The sequence below is a fragment of the Rhizobium sp. AC44/96 genome (assembly GCF_001692185.1).
GTDB lineage: Bacteria > Pseudomonadota > Alphaproteobacteria > Rhizobiales > Rhizobiaceae > Rhizobium.
The window spans coordinates 1-22,132 of sequence record NZ_LXKO01000013.1 but is presented as its reverse complement, the minus strand read 5'-3'; the positions used below and the strand labels follow the sequence as shown (position 1 = coordinate 22,132).

The window sequence follows — 22,132 nt, the reverse complement described above, 5'->3', positions numbered from 1 at the left end:
TCAATCGATTCTATCGCGGGGGAGTTTCATGGTTTTGGGCGGTTTCGACATTGTTGTGATCGCGTTGGTGGTCTTCGTCATCCTCGTGCTCTTCGCCGGTATCAAGACCGTGCCGCAGGGCTACCAATACACGGTCGAGCGCTTCGGTCGCTATATCCGCACCCTTGGACCCGGCCTGAACATCATCACCCCATTCATTGAACGCGTCGGCGCCCGCATGAACGTGATGGAGCAGGTTCTCAACGTCCCGACCCAGGAAGTCATTACCAAGGACAACGCCTCGGTGTCCGCCGACGCCGTCTCCTTCTACCAGATCCTGAACGCCGCCCAGGCGGCCTATCAGGTCTCGAACCTCGAAAACGCCATCCTCAACCTGACGATGACCAACATCCGCTCCGTCATGGGCTCGATGGACCTCGACGAACTGCTCTCCAACCGCGACGCGATCAACGATAGGCTGCTGCGCGTGGTCGATGACGCCGTCCAGCCATGGGGCATCAAGGTCACGCGCGTCGAGATCAAGGACATTCAGCCGCCGCGCGACCTCGTCGATGCGATGGCGCGACAGATGAAGGCGGAGCGCGAAAAGCGCGCCCAGGTGCTTGAGGCCGAGGGCTCCAGAAACGCCCAGATCCTGCGCGCCGAAGGCGCCAAGCAGTCGGCCATCCTACAGGCCGAAGGCCAGCGCGAAGCAGCCTTCCGCAATGCAGAGGCCCGCGAACGTCTTGCCGAAGCGGAAGCCAAGGCAACCAAGATGGTCTCCGAGGCGATTGCCGCCGGCGACGTGCAGGCGATCAACTACTTCGTGGCGCAGAAATACACCGAAGCGCTCACCTCGATCGGCTCCGCCAGCAACTCCAAGGTCGTGCTGATGCCGATCGAGGCTTCGTCGATCCTGGGATCACTGAGCGGCATCGGCGCCATTGCCAAGGAAGTGTTCGGCGACGGCCCGAACCCGCCGACGCCGTCTGCTCCCCGCCAGGTATCGTCGCGCTCGACGCCGACGATCAACCCCTTCAACCAGAACCCGGAGCGCTGACCCATGCTCGCCGCCGTCACATCGGAGCTGGGGCCCTGGAGTTGGTGGGTGGTCGGCCTCGTCCTGCTCGCTGCGGAAATGCTGGCGCCGGGTTTCTTCCTGGTCTGGATCGGCCTTGCAGCCATTGCCGTCGGCGCCCTCTCCCTGCTTTTCTGGGACAGCGCCTTCTGGGCCTGGCAGTTGCAGGCGATCCTGTTTGCCGCCTTTGCGGTCGCCGCGACCTTCATAGGTCGCAAGCTGACCAGGGAGCACGGCGAGACCGACGAGCCGTTCCTCAATCAGCGCGGCGCGAGCCTCGTAGGCCGCACCGCGACCCTCGCCGAACCGATTGTCGAAGGCCGTGGCCGCATTCGTCTCGACGATACGCAATGGAAAGTCAGCGGGCCAGACCTACCGGTCGGCGCACGTGTAAGGGTGGTGTCGAGCAACGGCCGCGACCTCACGGTCGAGCAAGCCTGATCCGATCAAGCTTGCCTTGATCAGGCGACGCCGATCCGCAATAGGTCGTGGAAGTGAACCAGCCCCACTGGCCGGTTGTCATCATCGATGACGATCAGCGCGCCGATATGGTGCTCGTTGAGCACTGAAAGAGCCGCCGTAGCCAGAACGGTTTTCTTCACCGTTTTCGGCGTGCGCGTCATGATATCATCGACGACCAGTTCCGACAGGTTGCGCGTCAGATTGCGAGCAAGATCGCCTTCGGTGACGATTCCGCAGAGCCGGCCGTCGCCGTCGATAATGCCAACGCAGCCGAAATGCTTGCGCGACAGCGTCGAGATGGCGTCTGGCAACGAGGTTCCCTTTGACACCAGCGGCACGCGCTCTCCGGTGTGCATGATGTCCCCGACGTGACTGAGGGCAGCCCCGAGTTTGCCGCCCGGGTGGAAAACGTGAAAGTCGCGCGCCGTGAACCCGCGCGCTTCAAGCAGGGCGATCGCCAATGCGTCACCCATGGCGAGCTGCATCATCGTCGACGTGGTCGGCGCAAGGCCATGCGGGCAGGCCTCCTCCACGTTCGGCATCAACAGCACGACGTCGGAAGCGTCAGCAAGCGATGATTTCTCCGACGCCGTCAACGCGATCAGCGGAATTGAGAACCGCCGCGTATAGCTGATGATGTTGCGCAGCTCGGCGCTTTCGCCGCCCTTGGAAAGGGCAATCACGGCATCTCCCTTGCCGACCATGCCAAGGTCGCCATGGTTGGCTTCCGCCGCATGCATGAAGAACGCCGGTGTTCCCGTGGACGCAAGCGTCGCCGCGATCTTTACCCCGATATGGCCACTCTTGCCGACGCCGGTGACGATGACGCGGCCGGATATGCCGCCAGCAACTTCGACCGCGCGGGAGAAGGGCTCGGCCAGAGCGCCTCCCAGGGCGGCTTCCAGAGCCTCAAGGGCGCGTCGTTCAGTGCCGATCGTGCGCTTGGCCGACTCGAGCACCCCGTTTTCGATGAGATTTACCGCTCTGCTGATCATGGCAATCCGATAAAGCTTTTCAGCCGCCGAGTCCATTGTGCAGATCGCAGCCGCTTCAGCGATCATCGAAACGAATGGTTAACCATGGAGCTTTACGTTCGGGTAACCACTTCGAAGCATGCCGGGCACGAGTTCATGGGCCATTGGAAATACACGAGCAGTCTGACGCCGCTCCGCGCGGCGGGTATTGCCGTGTGCGCGGCCCTGTGCGCCATCACGCTTGCTCCCCTTCCCGTCCTTGCTCAATCGGCACAGCCACGTTCGACCGGCGGCGCGACCGCCGCGACACCACTTGCCCCGATCGGGGACGATGACAGCGCGCCCTCGACGGACGCAGCGGAAAATGGGGCCGCGCCGTCGACGGAGCAAGCCGACCCGGCCTTGAAACAGGCAGCAGCCTCGGATGACCAAAAACCGAGCGACGAGACCACCGGCGCGATCCTCGATGAGGACATGATGCGCATGAATACGCGCGAGGCACCGATCGACGCACGAATGGCGCGAAAGCCGGACCGCGACCTCACCAAGGAGGAGACGCCGGGCATCCGCGTGGGCACCTTTGTCCTGCGCCCAACCGTCACGCAGAGCATCAATACCGAGACCGAAAAGGACGGCGATACCAAGCAGAGTCGCGCCTTCCTTGAAACCGATATGTTGACCACGCTGACCTCCGACTGGGCGCTGCATCAGCTGCTCATCACCACCGAAGGCGCTTGGCAGCAGAACGTCAGCGGCGAAGGCGAGGAACAGCCCGACTTCAAGATCAATGGCGACCTCCGGCTCGATCTGCCGGAAGATACGACGGCTCATCTCACCGGCGGCTATCACTTCTATCGGGAAGACACCGACGATCCGAATGCTTTGCAGAACGCTGCCAAACAGTCGGATGTCCAGGAATTCAGCGCCGGCGCCGCCATTGAACGCGACTTCGGCATTCTGCGCGGTAGCACCGGCATCGACGTAGTCCGCACAATCTATTCCGACGCGACCTTGTCCGACGGCACCACGGTTTCGCTGAGCGACCGCAACGAGACAACTGGCACGCTACGCGGGCGCATCGGCTACGAACTGTCGCCAGCGCTTATTCCCTTCATCGAGGCGAATATCGGCAAGACCGCCTATGACGACAGCGTGGACAGTTCGGGCTATCGCCGATCAGGCCAATCCTATGGCGCCAAGGCTGGTATCGAAATGGACATGGGCGAGAAACTTCGAGGCGAAGTCGCGCTCGGATATCAAACCGCGACCTTCGATGACGACCGCCTGTCGGACATCGATGCCGCGGTGGTGGACGCTCAATTGTTCTGGTCGCCGCTCAGAGGAACCGACGTCAACATCGGCCTGCAGACAAGCATCAACCCATCGACCACCGCCGGCGAATCCGGCTACGTGTCCCACGCCCTGACAACGACCATCGCCCATCAGCTGCGTGACAATCTCACCGGCACGGTGCTTGGCGGCATCACCTTGCGCGACTATCCCTCGGACAGCGCGACCAGCGACGAGACCGTCTACACCACGAGCGCCGCGCTCACATGGAATATCAACCGCTACCTCGATCTGGTCAGCACTGTCGGCTACGAGCTGACATCGCGTAAGACCGGCAGCGACTCCGAACAATGGCGCGCCGGTGTCGGCCTCAAGCTGAAGCGTTAAACGAATTCCGCCCCCAAGCTGGCAAGCTTGGAGGCGGATGCAGTTCGTTCAGCTGAAAGACCTTCTTCAGATCCCCTTCAGCAGTTCCTTGAAGCCGCTTTCGACGGTCGGACGGATGTCCGCACGTTCCAGCGCGAATGCAACGTTGGCAAGGATGAAGCCATCCTTGGCGCCGCAGTCATAGGTCGTGCCACGGAAGTGGTAGCCAGCGAAGTCCTGGTCCCTCAGCAGCTTCAGCATGCCGTCGGTCAGCTGGATCTCGTTGCCGGCGCCACGCTCCTGCGTTTCGAGGATCTTGAACACTTCAGGCTGCAGGATGTAGCGACCGTTGATGAAGTAGTTCGAAGGCGCCGTGCCCTTGGCCGGCTTCTCGACCATGCCGGTGATGCGGAAGCCATCGCCGATCGCATCGCCCACACCGACGATCCCGTACTTGTGAGCCTGATCGGGCGCGCATTCCTCCACGGCGATGATGTTGCCGCCGCTCTGGGCATAGAGATCGATCATGCCCTTCATGCAGCCCTTGCCTTCGCTCTTCATGATCATGTCGGGCAACAGCAGCGCGAAAGGCTCGTTGCCGACGATCTCGCGGGCACACCAGACGGCGTGGCCGAGGCCGAGCGGCTCCTGCTGGCGGGTGAAGCTGACCGTACCAGCCTTGGGAAGCTGGCCGGCAAGCAGCGTCATTTCCGCCTGCTTGCTACGCTCGCGTAGCGTCTGCTCGAGCTCGAAATGAATATCGAAGTAGTCTTCGATGATATGCTTGTTACGCCCTGTGACGAAAACGAAATGCTCGATACCCGCTTCCAAAGCCTCGTCGACAACATACTGAATGATCGGTTTGTCGACGACCGTCAGCATTTCCTTCGGCACTGCTTTTGTGGCCGGGAGGAAGCGAGTCCCCAGGCCGGCAACCGGAAATACAGCTTTGCGAACTTTTTTATGCTCTGCCACACAATCCTCCTGCAGCGATTACACCGCTTGAAATAAAAGGCATTTTTGATTGGACTAGATAAGATTTGCTACAGATTTGCAAATAGTGACTGCGTTCGTCTGTCATGGTAAAGAATTTGTTGACTCCGTTCCGGTAATCTCGGGCCAGAGCGGAACTCCGCGCTCTGCTGTGCCTGAAACGAAAGGACGGATGACCGCCGATGACTCAAAATCACAGAAACTCCCTTCGTGGTCTTGCTCTCGCATTCATCGTGACCGCGTCCGCCGGTCTGGCTCCCCTCAACGCAAAAGCCGATCAGCGGTTCCAGAAGTGGATCGCGGACTTTTATCAAACAGCCGCTCAAAGTGGCATCAGCAAGGCAACCTATCGCAAAGCCTTCGCAGGTGTGACCGATCCCGACCCGACAGTGCTGGAAAAGGCTGCTTATCAGCCTGAATTTACAACGAAAATCTGGGATTATGTAGATTCTCGTGTAAATCCTTATACCGTCCAGATCGGCCGCAAAATGGCCGCCAAACATGCCACGACTCTGGCTGCGATCGAGCGTCATTTCGGCGTCGACAAAACGATTCTCCTGGCGATCTGGTCGATGGAATCGAACTATGGCGCCGTGCTCGACAAGGATGACCGCCTTCACTACGTCCCACGCGCGCTGGCAACCCTTGCCTATGCCGACCCCCGTCGCGCCAAGTTTGCCCAGAAGCAGCTGGTCGCAGCGTTGAAGATTCTGCAAAACGGCGATATTTCGCCGGATGGAATGACCGGTTCCTGGGCAGGCGCCATGGGGCACACGCAGTTCATCCCGACCAGCTATCTGCTTTATGCCGTCGATGCCGATGGCAACGGTCACCGCGATATCTGGAATTCCGTGCCGGACGCGCTGGCGACATCCGCCAATCTTCTGATGAAGAACGGCTGGGATACCGGCAAGACCTGGGGATACGAAGTCACGGTGCCGCAAAGTGCGCTGAAGCAGGTCGGCAAGACCCACACCCTGTCGCAATGGGCGGCAATGGGTCTGGCGCGCCCGACCGGCAAGGGCTTCAAGGACGGTGGCAGCAATGCCGTTCTGAAAATGCCGGCCGGCCCGAACGGCCCCGGCTTCCTGATGACCAGCAACTTCTTCACCATCAAGAAGTACAATTCCTCCGACAGCTACGCGATTGCCGTTGGCCTGCTTGCCGACGAAATCGCCGGCTACGGCGGCATGAAGCAGCGCTGGCCGCGTCCTGACGGCACGCTCGACGTCAAGGAGAAGTTCGAACTGCAGACCCGCCTGAAGGCGCTCGGCTATTATGACGGCGAGGTCGATGGCAACTTCGGCAGCGGTTCGAAGGCGGCGATTGCCGCCGTACAGGGCCGGATCGGCATGCAGGCGGACGGTGAGCCATCGCTGCCGCTGCTCAATGCACTTCGCAAGTAGACAGCCTGATTCTCCGCCATACGTTTTGGGGTGTGGACGCATGTCCCGCTCCATGAGAAAATAGCGGCAGATGCGAGGCTGCTGACAATGCGTAAACGAGTAAACCGTACCACGGCCCGCTGGGGCGCCATTGGCGCCATCGCGCTGGTATTCTCATCCGGCGTTCTGCCGCCGGTGCAGACCGCCGAGGCACAGTACTATCAGCGCCGCTCGATCCTCGATTTCCTCCTCGGACGGCGCTACATCGACCAATACCCCCCGGCCCCCAACGAGAATGCAGCACCACCCCGCGGCGTTCCGGCCGCGCCCAAAAAGAAGAAGGCACCGCCGAAGACGGTGGTTTCCACCCCTCGCCCGCCGGCAGCGGCACCGGTTGAGGAGAAGGTTGTCGAAAAACTCGGCAACGCCCAGAAGATCCTTGTTGTTGGTGACTTCCTGGCTGGCGGCCTTGGTGTCGGCCTTGATGCGGCGTTTCAGGAATCGCCGGGCATCGTCATCGAAACGCATAGCAACGTCGCCTCCGGTCTCGTGCGCGACGATTACTACGACTGGCCGGCCCAGCTCACCAAATTCCTCGACGACGCAAAGCCCGCCATGGTCGTCGTCATGCTCGGCGCCAACGATCGCCAGCAGATGGTGACGGATGTGGGCAAGGAAAAGTTCCGCACCGATGGATGGTACGCGGAATATCAGCGCCGCGCGCTCGCCTTCGGCAAGGAAGTCACAAGCCGGAAGATCCCGCTCCTCTGGGTCGGGCTACCGGCCTTCGATTCCCCGGCGATGATGGCCGATGCGGTGCAGATGAACCAGCTTTATCGCAAGCAGGTCGAGGCCGCCGGCGGTGAATTCGTCGACGTCTGGGACGGCTTCGTCAGCGAAAGTGGCGAGTTCATCGTCACCGGCTCCGACATCAACGGCCAGCAGGTTCGCCTGCGCACATCGGACGGCATCAACCTGACTGATGCCGGTCGCCGCAAGCTTGCCTTCTATGTCGAAAAGCCCGCGCGCCGTATCCTTGGCACCCAGGCAAGCCCCGACCTCGTACGCCTCGACAGCACCAATATGCCGAGCCTCGACCTGTCGTCGAATCCGGCCGACCACACCGATCCGATTAGCCTTTCCGACCCCAATCTCGATGGCGGAACCGCCCTTCTCGGAGGCGCAGCCCTGCCGGTGTCCACCGGCAAGTCGCCGCGCGACAGATTGGTGCAGGACGGCGAGATGGCGCCGCCTCCGGCCGGCCGTATCGACGATTACCGCCTGTCGGCAGCCAAGCCGGCGCCCGAAGTCTCCTCCAAATAGAGGGGCGCGCGCTCACTGAGGGATGAGGCAATGGACGAAGATCATACGAAACGCATAATCCTTGAATTCCTGAGGAAGCACACCTTGGCGGTGATCGCGACCTGCCATCGCAATGGAAAGCCGGAGGCTGCTACGATCGACTTCTCGGTGCGCGACACTCTGGAGGTCGTGTTCAGCACTTTCAAGGAGACGCGAAAGTTCGACAATCTCGCGGAGCGCCCCGGCGTCGCCTTCGTAGTCGGATGGAACGACAACATCACGGTTCAATACGAGGGTGAGGCAACAAGAGTTCCTGCCGCGGATATCGAAGAATACCAGGAGGCTTATCTCAACAGCCTTCCGGCTGCCAGGGAGTTCATCGAGAGAGGGGCCGTGATGTTCAAAGCAACGCCGCGATGGATTCGGTATTCCGATTTCAACCAGGAGCCTCCCGCACAGATCGAGATTCAATTCTGACAGACGCAGGCACCATGCGCGTTACGACGAGTCGTTTGCGTCGCCCATATGCTTGCGAGCGGTGATGAGGGGGCCCTAATTGCCGCGATGGCATTAAGCCGCCGTCCGCTTCGGGCCGAAAGAACACCAGCAGTCGACCGCTTTGCGCCAAAAGCAGACATCGCGCTACCCCGCAGCCATGAGCTACTAGGCGGCGGAGACAAAGTCTCTCGCCGCCCTCCTTGGGCACATATAGTGGAGGCTAGATGCCGGAAAGAACTCCGATGTCGCCGGAGCGCCAGATGTTGTCGACCGTGTTGCGCGTGATGACCCAGATGTCGCCGCTCCTCTTCAGCTCGACGTCGTAGCGGTTCTTCATCAGGTAGTGACGCGAGGGATCGCTGCGGGGAACGTGCTGCGCTTCGACGAGAACATCCATGCGTGCCGTGTCGCCGTCGATTGTTACCCGTGGATTGGTTACGGAATGCGTCGTATCCAAAGTGGCGAGCGATGTCGTCAGCGCAGAAACGATGACGTCTCTGCCTTCGATGACCGGATATTCGAAGCCCGCTTTGGCCGCGGCTGGCCGGAAGTCGGAGATGGCGTTCTCCGCCAGCGACGAGGCTAGGAGATCGTTGTCGCGAAGATCGATGCCCGCGGCGAAGCGATAGAGGGCCTCGACGACGGCGAGCCGGTCCGCGGCGTCCTGTGCAAACGAAGACGATGTGTCGGTCATGAACGTGCTCCTTGTCGTGCCGGAGGCCTGCGGAGTGCAGACCTTCCCCGGCATCGGCGCGCCGGGCGCCGGTGTCTCTGGTGCGATAGGACTGATGGGGTCTGTTATTCGAGATCGGCGTCGATGCGCTCGATCAGGCCGGTGGAATCGATCGCGATCTTCAGGATGCCGACCTCGTGTCCGAAATTACCGGTGAAATCGAGCCGGACGCTGGAATGGAAGGTGTCCAATTCTTCCATGGACAGCAGCTTGCTTCTGGTGCTGTAGCCGACGAAGAACCGCTCGAGGTATTGGCGGACACCAGTGTGGCCGATGAAGGCGTTGCCAACCGAGACATCGTCGATGACGGCGTCGGCTGCGAATAGGGACAATGCCCCTTCGACGTCGAAGGCATTGGCGGTCGCGATGAAGGATTCGACGAGCTTTTGCATGGTAAAGGGTTCCTCAGACATCGCTGATCGAGGTGTCGGCAATCGTCTGCGCGAAGCCGGCGCCGAACAGGGCTGCGGGCGTCTGGAAACCGGGACGGAGTTCGCCACTCAGCACGCGCCGTCCGGCCTCGGCTGCCGCCATCGCCGTGAACGTGTAGCCGTTGACCGTATCGAGGATGGAATGGGTGACCTTCCCGTCCACGCCGGTGACTTCGACGGACGCCTGGTAGCGGTTCGCCAGCCGCTGTTCTTCACTCGGGCCGTCCGGTAGCGTCGAAAGATCACCCTGCGGGAAGCCGTCGCCGGTAACATGCACGTAGGTTTCGACATCGGGAACGCCCGCCGCCCGCCAGATGGTGATAAGATCGGGCAGCGTCACTGGGAAGCAGTCGACGGCACCCTTGCCGAAATCGAATTTGCGAATGCCGTCGGGGGCAATGGCGACAAGCTCGCCGTCCACGCGCGCCAGGGTCTCGACGGTGACGTTCTCCGTGGCACTGATCGCCGATCCGCGTGACAGTCCGCCCGCCACGTGCAGTGCGATCCTGATCTTGCGAGGATTTTCCACTCGCAAGACCGCATGTCCCGCGAGGCTACCAAGCATGGCGACACTGCCACCGCCACCCGGCATGAGCATCACGTGTGCCGCTCGTGCTTCCTCATCGAGCGCTTCGGCCAGACGGTAGCTATCGAGTTCGGCGGCCGTGTCGAGATAGTGCACACCCTTGCGGATCGACGCCTTCATCAGGGCATCGGCCGTGCGCATAAACGGTCCGGCGCAGTTTAGGAGAACGGAGATGCCGGCCAGACCTTCGTCGATCGCTGCAGCATCGTCGAGACCAAAGACGCGGTATTCGACGCCGAGTTCTGCAGAAAGCCTCGAGAGGGTCGTTTCGTTTCGGCCGGCGAGAACGAGAGGCGTGCCTGCTTTCTTCGCATGCTCGGCTGCCATGCGGCCGGTATAGCCGGTCGCGCCGTAGATCATCAGTTTGGTCATGTCAGTGCTGCCATTCCTTGTAGACGAATTCGAGGCTGTACCCGTCAGGATCTCGAACCTGGGCGGCGTAGTAGCGGGGGTCGTAGTGGAGCTGTGCTCCCGGCGGATGGATTTCCGAGGCGCCTGCCATGATGGCGGCGGCGAAGGCTGCGTCGACCTGCACGGTGCCATCGGCGACGAAGCCGACATGGGCCGCACGGCCTTCGACCACACCTTCGCGGAGCCAGAAGAACACCCGGCCGTTCGCGCCGAATCCTTTCAGATCCGGATGACCGGGAGGGCCGTCCTTTCCCTCGTAGTCATGGGCGTGAACGATGCCGAGTGGGGCCAGCGCCGCCTCGTAGAAGGCGATCGAGCGATCGGTGTCGCTGACGGAAATGAAGACATGGTCGAGCATATCGCTCTCCTTCGTTCAGATGATGTAGCCGCCCGCGACCTCGATGTTCTGAGCGTTGATCCAGCGGTTTTCCGAAGACAGAAGGCTGGCGACGACGCCACCGATCTCTTCGGGCTCGCCAACGCGGCCGAGTGCGGTCTGGCCTGCCAGCATGGCCTCGAACTCGTCGTTTAGGCCGCCGCCGAGTTCGGTGCGGATTGCGCCGGGCGCGATCGAGTTCGCCCGGATGCCCCGCTCGCCGAACTCCTTGGCCATGTAGCGGGTCAGGACTTCCAGGCCACCCTTGAAGGAGGCATAGGGCGCGACGCCTGCGGTTGCCACGCGCGTGGTCGCACTGGTGATGTTCATGATCTGGCCGCCGTCCGCCATCAGCGGCAGCAGGATCTGGGTCAGGAAGAACGGCCCCTTGAGATGGACATTAAAGAGGCCGTCGAACTGATCTTCCGTCACCGTGGCTATCGGATTGAAGAGGCCGTATCCGGCATTGTTGACGAGATAATCGAAGTCGCCCCGGCCGAAGACGGAACGCAGTTTCGATGCAACAGCGTCGCGAAACGCCGGAAACGCGCCGACATCGCCGACGTCGAGTCTTAGGGCAACGGCCTGACCGCCGTTCTCCATGATTGCCTTCACGACATCCTGCGCCTTTGCAGGGTTGCTGTTGTAGGTCACGACCACGCCCATTCCCTTAGCCGCGCATTCGATGGCTGTGCTGGCTCCGAGACCCCGGCTTCCCCCGGTGACGATGACGATCTTCATGGCTGTTTCCTTGGCTGTTTGCTGTGCCCTGAAGCTAGGCCTGCGCCGTCTCGCCCGCTCACCTATTCCTCTTCGAAGCTTGCCTATTTCTGCTTCACTGTTGCGGAGGCGGTCCTGACATGCCACGGTCGCCTCCATGGAAAAACAACTTCAGGAACTGCGCGACCTGGCCTCTTCGGCGGAAAACCGCCGCACGGAAACGGGAATTCCCCGTGTTGCGATGGTCCAGGGCGAGATCCCGGAGCATCGGCTCTCGGCGGTCTACGAGCCGATGATCAACCTGATCCTGACTGGCTCGAAGACGATGACGGTCGGCGAACGGACTTTTGCCTACGACCCGGCGACGTATTTCGTCATGTCGGTCGATCTTCCCGCGGTTGGGTCGGTTCACCCTTCGGTGGCGGGAGAACCCTATCTCGCGGTCAGCCTGACACTCCACCCGCCGACGGTCGCCGCCCTCATCAGCGATCTGCCCGTGCAGGTGTGCAGCAAGCTGTTCGGCTCCGGCTTCTCCGTCGCGCCGGTCAACAACGAACTCCTCGACGCTTGGGTGCGGATGCTCCGGCTGATGGACCGTCCGGACGAAATCGCCGTGCTTGCACCTGCCTACGAGCGTGAGATCCTGTTCAGGGTGCTGCAGGGGCCGCTGGGCTGGATGCTGCGGGACATTGCCGCGCCCGATGCGGCACTGTCACGGATCGGCGTTGCGATCCAATGGATTCGGGAAAATTTTGCCAAGCCTTTGAGGGTCGAGGCTCTTGCGGAAATGGCGGCGCTCAGCGTCTCGGCGTTCCATCGACACTTCAAGGCCATCACGGCGCTCAGCCCGATCCAATACCAGAAGCAAGTCCGGCTGCTGCATGCGCGCAGGCTTTTGATGGCTGGCGAAGGAACGGTAACGTCGGTCGCCTTCGGCGTTGGCTATGAGAGCCCGAACCAGTTCAGCCGCGAATACGCAAGACAGTTCGGGCTACCGCCGTCGAAGGATGTCGTACGTCTTCGCGGCGAGCCTGTGTGAGCGGCGTCTGGGTCAAGATGTTTTCATCCAACGGCCGCTTTGGGCCGAGTAACGACAAACCGTGATATCATCGACCTTCCCAACACAGGCGACGAGGTGGGAGGAGTGGCAGGGGCTGTGTCATGGACATTGTGCTGCGTACCCGACGTCCTTGGAATAAGGGAATTTTGGTTGGCCAGAAGCGACCGCTTCAGCCTAAGAATGTGTGGTCGATCCGCGTTCGACTTGAAATGAGAGGGGCGCACCGAGAACTGGCGCTCTTCAATCTCGCCATCGACAGCAAGCTCCGTGCCTGTGATCTAGTCAGGCTTCGGGTCGAGGACTTGTGGTCAGGTAGTTCGATCCGGGACCGCGTCACCATCATCCAGAAGAAAACGAAGCGGCCCGTGCAATTTGAGGTCACTGAGCAGACGAAGAATGCGCTCGCCGCCTGGCCTCCTTTCGTTCGAAGAAATGGAGGTAGCTATCTGTTTCCCAGTCGCAGAAAAGCATCGCTGCATTTATCGACACGGCAGTACGCTCGGATCGTGCATCAATGGGTGGATTCCATCGGGTTGGAAGCCAACGCCTACGGCACGCACTCAATGAGGCGAACGAAGGCGGCGCAGATATACAAGAAGACCGGCAATCTCCGGGCTGTCCAGATTCTGCTTGGTCATACAAAGCTGGAAAGCACCGTCCGATACCTTGGCGTCGAGGTGGACGACGCGCTCAGAATCGCCGAGCAGATCGAGCTGTAAAGCAAATGACCATCGGTAATAGCCGGTGGTCTCCCTCGCGCCAACACCGGACATGGCCCGACTGGCGTTGGCAGTAGGAAAGCCATCACGCCACCCCAGAGCTGTGTGCGCGTAGTCAAGCGTCGTCGATGTGGCCTGCATTTTGAGTGAATTCGCGTTCCTTGGCGGTGCGCACGTCTGCAGACATCTTCTCGGTCTGGTATGGTCCCAGCGATCCGGTGGCGCCGTAGTTATTCCATTCCACCCAATGACCCTTGTCATCGGATCGAACGACTACGGATAGTGATTGCTTTTCTTCTGACATGGATAGGGCCCCTCAAGTCCGCGACCATAGCTGGCATATTGGCAAGGCGACAAGGTGCAACATCGTACAATCGTATCGTGTCACGATCGCTTGCGTGCCTCTCGTGACGCAACATCACAACTCGTGACCGAAGCTGATTCAGCGAGTTTGATCCCTTGCCTCGTCACGAGCGAGCCGTGCTTCTCGAAGCCGTTGAGTCTTAGCCTGTCGCGCCTGTTCTTCGGTCTGAAGTTCCGCGACGGCTCGGCCGCGTGCGAAGAACTGGGATTGGACGCGGTCGAATGCGATTTCGGCCTGCTCCCTGGAGTTGCTCTGGGTCATGAAACCTCCTTGGGTTTCGGGGCTAGAAGGCGAAAAGGCCGGACAACATTGCCCGGCCCTTCAAACGCGCTATCCCATTGCCAGTACATCCGTGGTCAAGGGACCGCACATTCAATTATGCAGCTTGCAGGTTGCAGGCAGACATCTTGCCGGACTTGGCGTCGCGCTCGAGATCATAGCCGATCTTCTGGCCCTCGACGATTTCGCGCATTCCCGCACGCTCGACGGCAGAGATATGGACGAACGCATCAGCGCCGCCGTTATCCGGCTGAATGAAGCCGAAGCCCTTTGTGGAATTGAACCATTTTACTGTGCCTGTGGTCATGATGAACCCTTTCAAACCATAGAGTGAGGGACCGCGGAAGCGACGCTTCGCGGACGGTGATACGACTATTTTTGAAAGAGAAGGTTCGAATAGAGCGCGGTGCCAATCGCGCGGTAGACAAAGCTCGGCAAGCAAAAGATCGATAAAACTAAAAATAGATACGTTACACCGAAAGTCAACCGATAGTTTCCCAGTGGTCTGCATGCGGCTTAAAGCCTTGCTGGATGGGAGGCGCCGATTCATGGCGGCACCGTCAGGTCATGGAACGAAACATCGATCTGCGCTTTTCTCCGGGACCCGAACCGAGGAGATCCGTCCATGGGAAGCACGGCAGACAAAATCAAAGGAACGGCAAACGAAGTCGCAGGCAAGGCACGGCAGGCTGCTGGCAATCACGAAGAGCAGATCAAGGGCAGCATTCAGGAAGCCAAGGGCAAGGCCCAGGTAGCCAAGGGCGATGCGAAAGAAGCAATAAAGAATGTCGTCGACAAAGCTTGATATTCAGCGATGCCTCAGCCCGCGCTAGTCGCGGGCATTTCTTTAGGGAAGCTCATGAAAATCAGAAAACTTGTTGTTTGGACCGTAGGAGTAGCAGTGTTTTCGTGGAACGCTCAGGCCCAGAGCCAGGCGCCAGCCGATCCGGCAGTGGACGCGTGTAAATCGACCGGATTGCTCGCCCTTCAAGAGCGTTCGCCGGAAATAACGGACCTCGTTCTCGATATGGAAAGTCTTGCTGTCAGCAAGGCGGACACCAAGGTCGGCGACGTACCAGTTAAGACCGTCGTCCTTGGCGAAGCTTACATCAGTCGCAAACAGCAGACAGGGAAACCCGACCGCTTCGTTTGCCTCCTCGGTGAAAAAGGCAAGGTACTGCTCACCTTCTTCACGGCGTAATAAACGTGGCAGAACCACCGAAGTTCGATCGCAGGCCAGACCAAACGCCATACCAAGGTCGGCGAACTCCCGATTCCGGGAAGAAGCGGGGGATATCGATCTGGTCTGTTGTAGGGCTGGCCCTTTTTATTCTGATGCTGGCGTTGCTTGTCTTCGACACTTGGCGAGGATGATCATTTGGCGCCAGATATGCCACAACCGCATCGACTCCAATGAAGCCGGCCCCGGTCGCCCCTTTTTTGCGGCACTCATTGGAAGGCCGTCTCCCATCTCCTCGATCGAATAGAACTCGGCACGGCTCTTGAACATTTTTTTGTCTGCCGGCTCGATTAAGAACATCAGCGCTTTATTTCACCGTGACTAACGAACCATCGGCGGTACTTCACGAGATATGGGAGCGGCAATTGGCTGTGCAGAGATCGAACACAACCAGCATGTCGGGCATTACTCCAACCCACGGTAGCCTGACCAATTCGACGATCTCCGGCCGAACGGTTCTGATCCTAATTGGCGTGGGTGCATTACTGCACATCGGCCAGGAGGTCTTCGTGCCGCTGGCCCTGGCTTTGCTGCTCACTTTCACGCTGGCGCCGATCGTCAATTTCCTGAGAAAACGTCACGTCCCGAAGATCGCGTCCGTTTTGCTGGCGGTGGCTTCCGCCTTTGTGACAATCGCGCTTTTCAGCTTCGTCGTGGCTACCCAGGTCGCCAACCTAGCCGACAACATCCCGACCTATCAGCGTAACATTGTCGCAAAGGTCGACGCTCTGACCCAGGCCGGCTCCGGAAGCGGCGTACTGGATCACCTGAGTAAGGCTGTTGAGCGTATTGGTAACGAGCTCAAAATCCGGGCGAACGAAAGCCAGGACACGCCGACCGCTGCAGCACAAAGACCCGAACCTATTCCCGTCGAGATCGTGACGCAGTCAAACCCGATAGAGACACTTGGAAGCTTCATCCTACCGCTTGTCAGTCCATTCGCCTCAGCAGGCCTCGTCATTGTGCTGGTCATCTTCATGTTGCTCGAACGCGAGGCCCTGCGTGACCGCTTCATTCGGCTCGTCGGGCTGGGTGATCTTCACAAGACGACCTCTGCCCTACAAGACGCTGGTAAACGTGTCGGCAAATACTTGTTGATGCAGTTGGTGGTGAACTCTCTCTACGCCATCCCGATTACGATCGGCCTATGGGTGGAATGATCCTGCCGCTATTTCTGGCCCTCGCCATCGCGCCGGGTTGGTCGCTTGTTGCGTGGGTCGCGGGGCTGTTTATCGTGACAGAACTGGTCAGCAACAATGTTGTGGAGCCCTGGCTTTATGGCAGCCATACGGGACTTTCGCCGCTTGCGATCATTGTCTCGGCAATTTTCTGGTCGTGGCTCTGGGGGCCGGTTGGCCTGATGTTATCGACCCCTCTGACTGTCTGTCTCGTGGTGCTTGGCCGCTATGTCCCACAGTTCAACTTCCTCGACGTGCTACTGGGCAACGAGCCCGTCCTCGAGCCACAGGAGAAGCTCTATCAGCGTCTTCTCGCCGGTGATCCCAATGAAGCCACCGACAACGCCGAACAGCTTCTGGAGGAGGAATACCTCGTGGATTATTATGAGAAGGTCGCACTTCCGGCGTTAATCCTGGCTGAAACCGATCGCCAGCGCGGTGTGATGACGCGGGAACAGATAGCCCTGTTCGCATCGACCACGCGGACACTCATCGATAACCTTGCCGAGACCGCGGTCGAAGAAGAGAACGAGGAAGAAGACGAGTCTGCGGCGAGTGCGGATGGCGCCACTATTAGTCAGGCACTTCCAGATGGCGAAGGACGTACCGTTCTTTCGATCGGCGGTCGTGGGGCGATCGACGCGGCAGGAGCGGCAATGTTGGCGCAATTACTGTCGATTCAGGGTGCAGAACTCATCGATGTGCCGCAAACTTCGACCGAAGAGGGCCCTACCATGCCCCCCGTCGGCGTCGCCGATACCGCGATCATCACATTTCTGAATGGTAACTCAATGTCTCATGCCCGTCAGATTATTCGCCGCTTGAAACGTCAAAAGCCGGGTCTACGCGTCGGTGTCATGATGCCGACCGCAAATGGACAGGCATACCCTCAAATCGAAGCAGACGACGTAAACGCGGGTTTCGTCTGCACGACAATGAGCGACGCCATCAAAGGTGCCCTGACAGATACAGGTCCAGCCCGGCCAGAGGTGGCGGTCAAGAAGTTGGCACGACCAAGGGTTCGGCGCGCGGCGCAAGCGTGAACGTTGACGTGTCGGCTCCCGATGCACGCCACATTCGCGCCGTGTGAAAATGGCGTTGAGAGGCGAATAAAATCGCCTGCAGCACGCATCATGCCGCTATTGGTGCACTAGCAGCTTCCGGGCTTCTCGGAAAGAAACAAGCCGGCCCCGCCGCTCATCCCACAGCGCCAGTCGGACGCACCCAAAGCTCTCCCACAACGTTATGCGGCCAATGCCCGCCAATTCAGGATGAGCGCGCAGTACCTCCGGAAGTCGGTAGTATGGAATACGACTAGCGAGATGATGAATGTGGTGAACGCCAATATTCCCCGTCAGCCATCGAAGCACCAGCGGGAGGTCATAGTGCGAAGCGCCATGGAGAGCGGCTTTGGGAAATTGCCAGTCGTCGGCCTTTGACCAATGCGTTTCCTCAAACTGGTGTTGTACGTAAAACAGCCAAACGCCGGCAGCTCCCGCCAACAAAACAACAGGAAGATGCACCAAGAGGAACGGCACCAGCCCCACGAACCATATTGTTAGTGCAGCGACGAGCGCGATCGCCAGATTGGTTGCCATCGTCGACACCCAAGGCAAGAATTCGGCTCTCATCATACCGATCGGCAGCCGTTGTTTTAGAAGGAACACCCAGACTGGGCCGATGCCGAACATGACAACAGGGTGCCTATAGAAGCGGTATCCAAGTCTCCTTACCGGAGAGAGGGCGTAATATTCGTCGACCGTCAGGGTGGCGATGTCACCCACGCCCCGTTCGTCAAGATTGCCAGCAGAGGCATGGTGCTCGGCATGAGTTCGCCGCCAGTAGTCGTAGGGCGTGAGGGTAAGAACGCCAATTATGCGCCCCGTCCATGTGTCCAACCTTCGCCGTGCGAAGAAAGAGCCGTGCCCGCAGTCGTGCTGGATCATAAAGAGCCGCAGTAGGAAAGCTGCAGCAGGCAGAACAAGCAAGGCGCCCAGCCACGAACCTTGCATGATGAAGATGCACGCTCCGGCCCAGAACGCAGCGAACGGTACAGCCGTTACCACGAGCTCAAATACGCTGCGACCAAATCGCGGCTGCCGGTATTGCGCCAGAATCTTGATCCAAGCGCCGGTCGTATCCCGGCTTGGTGATTTTGGTTCGTGGTTTTGAGAGTTCATTTGATCCGAGCTGTTTCTGAGCGCGGTGCAGGACTTCTGCTCCACACCACGATTTAATTGTTGGGCATCAGGCTAGGCCAGCCTTGCTGGCTGCCTCATCTACTACGGGGCGGCAAGCGAAACTATCCGTTTTTGTCAGTGGGCTTGCGCGTCAGACCCTTTTCCGCGTCCGTGCCTGTTAACTTCGACAACAACACCTGGATCTTCCTGCCAACTTCGGAGCCAACAGATCGACATTGAGGGGCGCATAGACACCGATACCGCACCATCTCGTAGAGCGCTCGGTCGTAAGACTTTCGCCTCGTGCTTGGCGCACCCCTACCAATTCGGCGTTCCGTACAGTCACTGGCGAGGCGCGGCGGCCGCAGCGATACGCGCGACGGCGGGAACGATATCGATGATAAGAAGCGCTCGCATGTCGGGACTCAACGCTTTTGGAACTATCTCGTCGCTTGGTGCGTTCAGAGCGCACAAATTCACAGGGGTTATCATGGATACCAATCTCGCCATCGCAGCTTTTGCCGCTACGGCCTCGTTCTTGTTCATGGTTTGGGGTGTTGGTCGGAACCACTGACCGATATCATTTCATCTACGATCTTCGGTGGGAGAAGCCCGCTCGGGGCACGCTGCGGCCTGGCACCTACCGGCTCTATGGCCAAGATATGCCTTGCATTCTCTCCAGTGGTGCTCGGTAATGCGCCGTTATCTCAACCAGGAGGAATCGATGGCGAAGGGTCAAGCTAGAAGCAACAAAGAGGTCCGCAAGCCTAAGAAGGACAAGGCGGCTCCAGCCGCAGCGCCGGCTACGCTCGGGGCCAAGGCTGTAGAGTCCAGCAAGCAGAAGAAGCCCTAAAACACTTCGGCCTCTCCGAATTGGTCGACGGGGAGGCTCAGCTTCAAACGCACGGGTGGTCCAGTTACGTTCGGATGCCGGCGTCTTCAATCTGCCTCTCCAGTTCGCGCTGCCACCAACGAGCCACAATCAAAACGGCGATCTCAGGAGGCTCTTCCGGCCATGGACGTCAGCAAGGTCCGGCAATCGACGATGGGCTGGTCATGCCACGACCGCAATGGCCGAGATCCGACGTTAACAATCGGTAATTTTGCGCAATGGCCGGACTTTCATACTTCAGACTTTGTGCGCCTCAAATTTCGTGCCGCCTGCGGTGCCGGTGGTGAACAACGTAACCACGCGTGAACCACGCGTTGTTAATGCACTGAAATGTCATGAGCCGCTTGGCGGGCGAAGTGCTCGACGTTGAGCTCTCGCCATCGGTTCGGCGTTACGCCTTCCCAGTCCCGGAAGGCGCGGTAAAAGGAGCTGGTATCCTGATATCCCAAAAGGCAGGCTACCTCCTCGATCTCTGTCGAGGGATCGGACAGTAATTGCCGACCCATTTCCTGGCGCGCCTCAGCGAGAAGTTCCCGGAATGTCGTGCCTTCATCGGTGATCCGTCGCTGCAGGGTGCGCTCGCTCACTCCGATCTCGAACGCGACGTCGGACAGTTCCGGCCGACCGCTTGCGAGGCTCCGCTTCAACACGATCTTCACCTGCTCGCGGATCGAACTGCGTGCCTGGATTTCGCCCAGCGCCGACGCCAGGGCGGGCGTGAGTAGTTCGAGGAGTTCCGGATTGTGACCGGGAAACGGTCGATCCAGATCAGCGGATTTGAGGATCACGGCGTTGCGGGATTGGCCATAGCGGATGGGACACCCGAAATATAACCGGTGCACGTCGCTCTTCGGGTCCGCCCGCTGGAGCTCCACGCGGACGGGCGTCAGCCGCTGTCCGGTGCCGCGACGGCCCAGTTCGACCAGTGTGGCGAAGTCGACATCGACGGCAATCGACGGCTCCGGTTCCGTAGCATAAAGCCATTCGAACATGATCGTGCATTCCCCACTTTCCTCGGTGAAGTGCAACTGCTCGGGTGTGCAGAGTCGCTTGAACCGCGCTATGCGCGACAGCCCGTCCCGGTAGTCTCGGGCATGAAAGGCAGCGAGGCTGGAGGGTGGGTGAACAGAAGTTTCGGCTACTTCGACCAGCTTGATCCCGAGGCCAGGGTCGGTTGTCAGTTCCTCCAATGCACGCCACAAGGCGAAGAACTGCGCGGTGCTCACCAGCCCTTGGCCGCGGAGGTGCAATGTCGTCGGAAGGCGCGCCTGGCGGAGCAACGCCGCCGGAGGCACGCCGACATGTTCGACCGTGAGCCAAAACGCCCGAGGTATCTTGCATCTGCCTGCCGGCGCTCCACTCATGGCTGTCTCCCTATCGCATCTGGCTCATGATCACCCTGTCGAACAAGCGGTCGCCGAACCAGTTGCGGATCAAGATCATGGGCTTCGCATACTTGCCCGCCACATATCGCGTACGCGGCTTTCTTGCAGCAACAGCCGTGGAGACAATACCAGCAATGACAGTGGGATCGGTGCCGCGGCCATGGCCATAGGCCTCCTGCGTCGCCTTGGCGACTGTCTGCGCCACTTTCGCGTAAGGACCTTCGCCTGAACGCTCGAGAAGTCCGTCGGCGACCACATCGCCGAATCCCGTCTCAATAAGACCGGGCTCAACCACCACGACCCGGATGCCGAACGGTGCAAGTTCGAGCCGGAGACTATCCGACCAGCCTTCGAGCGCATGCTTGGTGGCGTGATACCAAGCGCCAAGAAGGGTGTAAATCTTGCCGCCCATGGAGGTAATATTGACGATCGTGCCGGCTCCCTTTTTGCGCATTGCCGGAAGCAGCATCTGCGTTAGCCGTGCGGGACCGAACACATTTACCTCGAACTGATATCGGGCTTCATCAACGCCGATTTCCTCGACCGGGCCGTAGAGGCCGAACCCGGCATTGTTGACCAGCACGTCGACGCCCCCTGCTTGAGCGAGGATCGTTTCGACGGCGGCCTTTATCTCGGCTTCATCGGCGATGTCCATGCGCAGGGGCGTGGCTCCCATCCGCGCAAGATCGTCCATCTTCTCGACCCGGCGGGCGGCGACGTAGACCCTATAACCATCCGAAATCAGGCGCTTGGCGATCGCCTTGCCCATGCCGGAGGATGCGCCGGTGACGAGCGCGGTCTTCTTTCTATTGTCAATCATCTCGACCTCTTTTCGTTGTGAGATGACCTTATGCCTCGTCCATCGGCCGATCATTGGCGAAAGATGCCAATGCACTTGCGGAATACGCCAAACGTGCCGCGAATTCTTGGACTGAGCAAGCCGTCCAGTTCGCAATCGAAAACGCCAAAGGCCACTTGTCGGGAGTGTGCAGCCGCCTTGACTCAGCGTTTCGCGATCGGACGCAGGTTCGCGATGACGCCAGTCAGGCACACGGGTTGAAGTCCTGGCTTCCATCGTAGTTGGCGGAATGTCTTCTTAGGGCCGGAAGCGGACGCGCCATTTCTAGAGCGGGATTGTTTTAAGTCCGTTCATATCCAGCCTCGCTGAAGTGGTTTTGACACTCCTGCGGGGTGACTGTTTGGAGGATGATTGCGAGTGCGTCGGAGACGGCGTTTCTGGTTCTGGCCTGC

27 protein-coding genes and 1 pseudogene are annotated in these 22,132 nt (G+C 59.7%); 14 read left to right on the top strand and 14 right to left on the bottom strand.

The genetic code is table 11. The features are described from left to right. Positions 1–28 precede the first annotated feature (28 nt). Both A6U87_RS12320 and A6U87_RS12315 read left to right on the top strand, forming a co-directional pair. Positions 29–1,039 carry an SPFH domain-containing protein gene (locus tag A6U87_RS12320; RefSeq protein WP_065691560.1) on the top strand — a complete coding sequence of 337 codons (1,011 nt, stop codon included), beginning with the start codon at positions 29–31 and terminating at the stop codon, positions 1,037–1,039. A 3-nt stretch (positions 1,040–1,042) separates the two neighbouring features. Beyond that, a complete protein-coding gene (locus A6U87_RS12315) occupies positions 1,043–1,498 on the top strand; it encodes an NfeD family protein (RefSeq protein ID WP_065691559.1) in 456 nt (151 codons plus the stop codon). A gap of 20 nt (positions 1,499–1,518) precedes the next feature. Here A6U87_RS12315 and A6U87_RS12310 read toward each other — a convergent pair whose 3' ends face one another. Further along, entirely contained in the window at positions 1,519–2,514 is a 996-nt protein-coding gene (locus A6U87_RS12310) for an SIS domain-containing protein (protein ID WP_065691623.1), read from the bottom strand. A gap of 135 nt (positions 2,515–2,649) precedes the next feature. Here A6U87_RS12310 and A6U87_RS12305 point away from each other — a divergent pair, with 135 nt between their 5' ends. After that, complete coding sequence (locus A6U87_RS12305; RefSeq protein WP_065691622.1) at positions 2,650–4,170, top strand: outer membrane beta-barrel protein; 1,521 nt, start codon at positions 2,650–2,652, stop codon at positions 4,168–4,170. Positions 4,171–4,236: 66 nt separating this feature from the next. Here A6U87_RS12305 and galU read toward each other — a convergent pair whose 3' ends face one another. Further along, positions 4,237–5,124: a UTP--glucose-1-phosphate uridylyltransferase GalU gene (gene galU, locus A6U87_RS12300; protein ID WP_065691558.1), complete on the bottom strand. Its 888-nt coding sequence runs from the start codon at positions 5,122–5,124 to the stop codon at positions 4,237–4,239. Positions 5,125–5,324: 200 nt separating this feature from the next. On the opposite strand from galU, the gene A6U87_RS12295 reads away from it, so the two are divergent. From A6U87_RS12295 to A6U87_RS12285, 3 genes are all read left to right on the top strand, one after another. After that, positions 5,325–6,548, top strand: a complete 1,224-nt coding sequence (locus A6U87_RS12295; RefSeq protein ID WP_065691557.1) for a lytic murein transglycosylase — start codon at positions 5,325–5,327, stop codon at positions 6,546–6,548. A gap of 87 nt (positions 6,549–6,635) precedes the next feature. Beyond that, the gene (locus A6U87_RS12290) at positions 6,636–7,850 is read left to right on the top strand and encodes an SGNH family hydrolase (protein WP_065691556.1); all 1,215 of its coding nucleotides are present in this window, start codon (positions 6,636–6,638) and stop codon (positions 7,848–7,850) included. A 30-nt stretch (positions 7,851–7,880) separates the two neighbouring features. Continuing rightward, complete coding sequence (locus tag A6U87_RS12285) at positions 7,881–8,306, top strand: pyridoxamine 5'-phosphate oxidase family protein (protein WP_065691555.1); 426 nt, start codon at positions 7,881–7,883, stop codon at positions 8,304–8,306. 241 nt (positions 8,307–8,547) lie between these two features. Here A6U87_RS12285 and A6U87_RS12280 read toward each other — a convergent pair whose 3' ends face one another. The 5 genes from A6U87_RS12280 to A6U87_RS12260 all read right to left on the bottom strand — a co-directional run bounded on the left by A6U87_RS12280 (position 8,548) and on the right by A6U87_RS12260 (position 11,605). Beyond that, complete coding sequence (locus A6U87_RS12280; RefSeq protein ID WP_065691554.1) at positions 8,548–9,021, bottom strand: nuclear transport factor 2 family protein; 474 nt, start codon at positions 9,019–9,021, stop codon at positions 8,548–8,550. Positions 9,022–9,125: 104 nt separating this feature from the next. Beyond that, positions 9,126–9,452, bottom strand: a complete 327-nt coding sequence (locus tag A6U87_RS12275) for a nuclear transport factor 2 family protein (RefSeq protein WP_083199355.1) — start codon at positions 9,450–9,452, stop codon at positions 9,126–9,128. A 13-nt stretch (positions 9,453–9,465) separates the two neighbouring features. After that, complete coding sequence (locus tag A6U87_RS12270; RefSeq protein ID WP_065691552.1) at positions 9,466–10,449, bottom strand: trans-acting enoyl reductase family protein; 984 nt, start codon at positions 10,447–10,449, stop codon at positions 9,466–9,468. 1 nt (position 10,450) lies between these two features. Beyond that, positions 10,451–10,846: a VOC family protein gene (locus A6U87_RS12265; RefSeq protein ID WP_065691551.1), complete on the bottom strand. Its 396-nt coding sequence runs from the start codon at positions 10,844–10,846 to the stop codon at positions 10,451–10,453. 15 nt (positions 10,847–10,861) lie between these two features. After that, entirely contained in the window at positions 10,862–11,605 is a 744-nt protein-coding gene (locus tag A6U87_RS12260; protein WP_065691550.1) for an SDR family NAD(P)-dependent oxidoreductase, read from the bottom strand. Positions 11,606–11,741: 136 nt separating this feature from the next. Here A6U87_RS12260 and A6U87_RS12255 point away from each other — a divergent pair, with 136 nt between their 5' ends. After that, entirely contained in the window at positions 11,742–12,623 is an 882-nt protein-coding gene (locus A6U87_RS12255; RefSeq protein WP_065691549.1) for an AraC family transcriptional regulator, read from the top strand. Between the two features lie 122 nt (positions 12,624–12,745). Continuing rightward, positions 12,746–13,363: a tyrosine-type recombinase/integrase gene (locus A6U87_RS12250; RefSeq protein ID WP_065691548.1), complete on the top strand. Its 618-nt coding sequence runs from the start codon at positions 12,746–12,748 to the stop codon at positions 13,361–13,363. Positions 13,364–13,478: 115 nt separating this feature from the next. Here the strand turns inward: A6U87_RS12250 and A6U87_RS12245 are convergent, their stop codons facing one another. From A6U87_RS12245 to A6U87_RS12235, 3 genes are all read right to left on the bottom strand, one after another. Continuing rightward, positions 13,479–13,667, bottom strand: coding sequence for a hypothetical protein (locus tag A6U87_RS12245; RefSeq protein WP_065691547.1), 189 nt, complete (start codon positions 13,665–13,667; stop codon positions 13,479–13,481). Between the two features lie 138 nt (positions 13,668–13,805). Next, positions 13,806–13,988: a hypothetical protein gene (locus tag A6U87_RS12240; protein WP_141683945.1), complete on the bottom strand. Its 183-nt coding sequence runs from the start codon at positions 13,986–13,988 to the stop codon at positions 13,806–13,808. 115 nt (positions 13,989–14,103) lie between these two features. Next, on the bottom strand, positions 14,104–14,313 hold the full coding sequence (locus A6U87_RS12235; RefSeq protein ID WP_047514662.1) for a cold-shock protein: 210 nt from the start codon (positions 14,311–14,313) through the stop codon (positions 14,104–14,106). Between the two features lie 318 nt (positions 14,314–14,631). On the opposite strand from A6U87_RS12235, the gene A6U87_RS12230 reads away from it, so the two are divergent. The 4 genes from A6U87_RS12230 (at position 14,632) to A6U87_RS30640 (ending at position 17,467) form a co-directional block, all read left to right on the top strand. Continuing rightward, positions 14,632–14,811, top strand: a complete 180-nt coding sequence (locus A6U87_RS12230; protein ID WP_065691546.1) for a CsbD family protein — start codon at positions 14,632–14,634, stop codon at positions 14,809–14,811. 54 nt (positions 14,812–14,865) lie between these two features. Next, positions 14,866–15,207, top strand: a complete 342-nt coding sequence (locus A6U87_RS12225; protein ID WP_198928700.1) for a hypothetical protein — start codon at positions 14,866–14,868, stop codon at positions 15,205–15,207. A gap of 410 nt (positions 15,208–15,617) precedes the next feature. Further along, positions 15,618–16,406 (top strand): AI-2E family transporter, encoded by a 789-nt coding sequence (locus A6U87_RS30645; protein WP_342587891.1) that lies wholly within the window; start codon positions 15,618–15,620, stop codon positions 16,404–16,406. After that, positions 16,394–17,467, top strand: a complete 1,074-nt coding sequence (locus A6U87_RS30640; RefSeq protein WP_342587888.1) for an AI-2E family transporter — start codon at positions 16,394–16,396, stop codon at positions 17,465–17,467. Before A6U87_RS30645 ends, A6U87_RS30640 begins: the two co-directional genes overlap by 13 nt. A 96-nt stretch (positions 17,468–17,563) precedes the next feature. On the opposite strand, the gene A6U87_RS12210 is transcribed toward A6U87_RS30640, so the two are convergent. Continuing rightward, a complete protein-coding gene (locus tag A6U87_RS12210) occupies positions 17,564–18,604 on the bottom strand; it encodes a fatty acid desaturase (RefSeq protein WP_065691544.1) in 1,041 nt (346 codons plus the stop codon). A gap of 724 nt (positions 18,605–19,328) precedes the next feature. Here A6U87_RS12210 and A6U87_RS30580 point away from each other — a divergent pair. Continuing rightward, positions 19,329–19,457, top strand: a complete 129-nt coding sequence (locus tag A6U87_RS30580) for a hypothetical protein (protein WP_275078393.1) — start codon at positions 19,329–19,331, stop codon at positions 19,455–19,457. Positions 19,458–19,619: 162 nt separating this feature from the next. Continuing rightward, positions 19,620–19,802: a hypothetical protein gene (locus A6U87_RS29655; RefSeq protein WP_141683944.1), complete on the top strand. Its 183-nt coding sequence runs from the start codon at positions 19,620–19,622 to the stop codon at positions 19,800–19,802. A gap of 11 nt (positions 19,803–19,813) precedes the next feature. Here the strand turns inward: A6U87_RS29655 and A6U87_RS12200 are convergent, their stop codons facing one another. The 3 genes and pseudogenes from A6U87_RS12200 to A6U87_RS30115 form a co-directional block, all read right to left on the bottom strand. Beyond that, positions 19,814–20,860 carry an AraC family transcriptional regulator gene (locus tag A6U87_RS12200; protein WP_065691542.1) on the bottom strand — a complete coding sequence of 349 codons (1,047 nt, stop codon included), beginning with the start codon at positions 20,858–20,860 and terminating at the stop codon, positions 19,814–19,816. A 10-nt stretch (positions 20,861–20,870) separates the two neighbouring features. Further along, complete coding sequence (locus A6U87_RS12195) at positions 20,871–21,701, bottom strand: oxidoreductase (protein ID WP_065691541.1); 831 nt, start codon at positions 21,699–21,701, stop codon at positions 20,871–20,873. Between the two features lie 319 nt (positions 21,702–22,020). Beyond that, positions 22,021–22,132, bottom strand: a pseudogene (locus tag A6U87_RS30115) (IS630 family transposase); the annotation flags it as partial.

Bases quoted from the DNA above. Each gene is read 5' to 3' on its own strand.
- A6U87_RS12200 (WP_065691542.1), bottom strand. From the start codon at position 20,860: ATGAGTGGAGCGCCGGCAGGCAGATGCAAGATACCTCGGGCGTTTTGG.
- A6U87_RS12260 (WP_065691550.1), bottom strand. From the start codon at position 11,605: ATGAAGATCGTCATCGTCACCGGGGGAAGCCGGGGTCTCGGAGCCAGC.
- A6U87_RS12265 (WP_065691551.1), bottom strand. From the start codon at position 10,846: ATGCTCGACCATGTCTTCATTTCCGTCAGCGACACCGATCGCTCGATC.
- A6U87_RS12245 (WP_065691547.1), bottom strand. From the start codon at position 13,667: ATGTCAGAAGAAAAGCAATCACTATCCGTAGTCGTTCGATCCGATGAC.
- A6U87_RS12270 (WP_065691552.1), bottom strand. From the start codon at position 10,449: ATGACCAAACTGATGATCTACGGCGCGACCGGCTATACCGGCCGCATG.
- A6U87_RS12285 (WP_065691555.1), top strand. From the start codon at position 7,881: ATGGACGAAGATCATACGAAACGCATAATCCTTGAATTCCTGAGGAAG.
- A6U87_RS12315 (WP_065691559.1), top strand. From the start codon at position 1,043: ATGCTCGCCGCCGTCACATCGGAGCTGGGGCCCTGGAGTTGGTGGGTG.
- A6U87_RS12235 (WP_047514662.1), bottom strand. From the start codon at position 14,313: ATGACCACAGGCACAGTAAAATGGTTCAATTCCACAAAGGGCTTCGGC.
- A6U87_RS12310 (WP_065691623.1), bottom strand. From the start codon at position 2,514: ATGATCAGCAGAGCGGTAAATCTCATCGAAAACGGGGTGCTCGAGTCG.
- A6U87_RS30640 (WP_342587888.1), top strand. From the start codon at position 16,394: ATGGGTGGAATGATCCTGCCGCTATTTCTGGCCCTCGCCATCGCGCCG.
- A6U87_RS12230 (WP_065691546.1), top strand. From the start codon at position 14,632: ATGGGAAGCACGGCAGACAAAATCAAAGGAACGGCAAACGAAGTCGCA.
- A6U87_RS12275 (WP_083199355.1), bottom strand. From the start codon at position 9,452: ATGCAAAAGCTCGTCGAATCCTTCATCGCGACCGCCAATGCCTTCGAC.
- A6U87_RS30580 (WP_275078393.1), top strand. From the start codon at position 19,329: ATGGCGAAGGGTCAAGCTAGAAGCAACAAAGAGGTCCGCAAGCCTAAG.
- A6U87_RS12255 (WP_065691549.1), top strand. From the start codon at position 11,742: ATGGAAAAACAACTTCAGGAACTGCGCGACCTGGCCTCTTCGGCGGAA.
- A6U87_RS12280 (WP_065691554.1), bottom strand. From the start codon at position 9,021: ATGACCGACACATCGTCTTCGTTTGCACAGGACGCCGCGGACCGGCTC.
- A6U87_RS12305 (WP_065691622.1), top strand. From the start codon at position 2,650: ATGGGCCATTGGAAATACACGAGCAGTCTGACGCCGCTCCGCGCGGCG.
- A6U87_RS12210 (WP_065691544.1), bottom strand. From the start codon at position 18,604: ATGAACTCTCAAAACCACGAACCAAAATCACCAAGCCGGGATACGACC.
- A6U87_RS12250 (WP_065691548.1), top strand. From the start codon at position 12,746: ATGGACATTGTGCTGCGTACCCGACGTCCTTGGAATAAGGGAATTTTG.
- A6U87_RS12225 (WP_198928700.1), top strand. From the start codon at position 14,866: ATGAAAATCAGAAAACTTGTTGTTTGGACCGTAGGAGTAGCAGTGTTT.
- A6U87_RS12290 (WP_065691556.1), top strand. From the start codon at position 6,636: ATGCGTAAACGAGTAAACCGTACCACGGCCCGCTGGGGCGCCATTGGC.
- A6U87_RS29655 (WP_141683944.1), top strand. From the start codon at position 19,620: ATGGACGTCAGCAAGGTCCGGCAATCGACGATGGGCTGGTCATGCCAC.
- A6U87_RS12240 (WP_141683945.1), bottom strand. From the start codon at position 13,988: ATGACCCAGAGCAACTCCAGGGAGCAGGCCGAAATCGCATTCGACCGC.
- A6U87_RS12295 (WP_065691557.1), top strand. From the start codon at position 5,325: ATGACTCAAAATCACAGAAACTCCCTTCGTGGTCTTGCTCTCGCATTC.
- A6U87_RS12195 (WP_065691541.1), bottom strand. From the start codon at position 21,701: ATGATTGACAATAGAAAGAAGACCGCGCTCGTCACCGGCGCATCCTCC.
- A6U87_RS12320 (WP_065691560.1), top strand. From the start codon at position 29: ATGGTTTTGGGCGGTTTCGACATTGTTGTGATCGCGTTGGTGGTCTTC.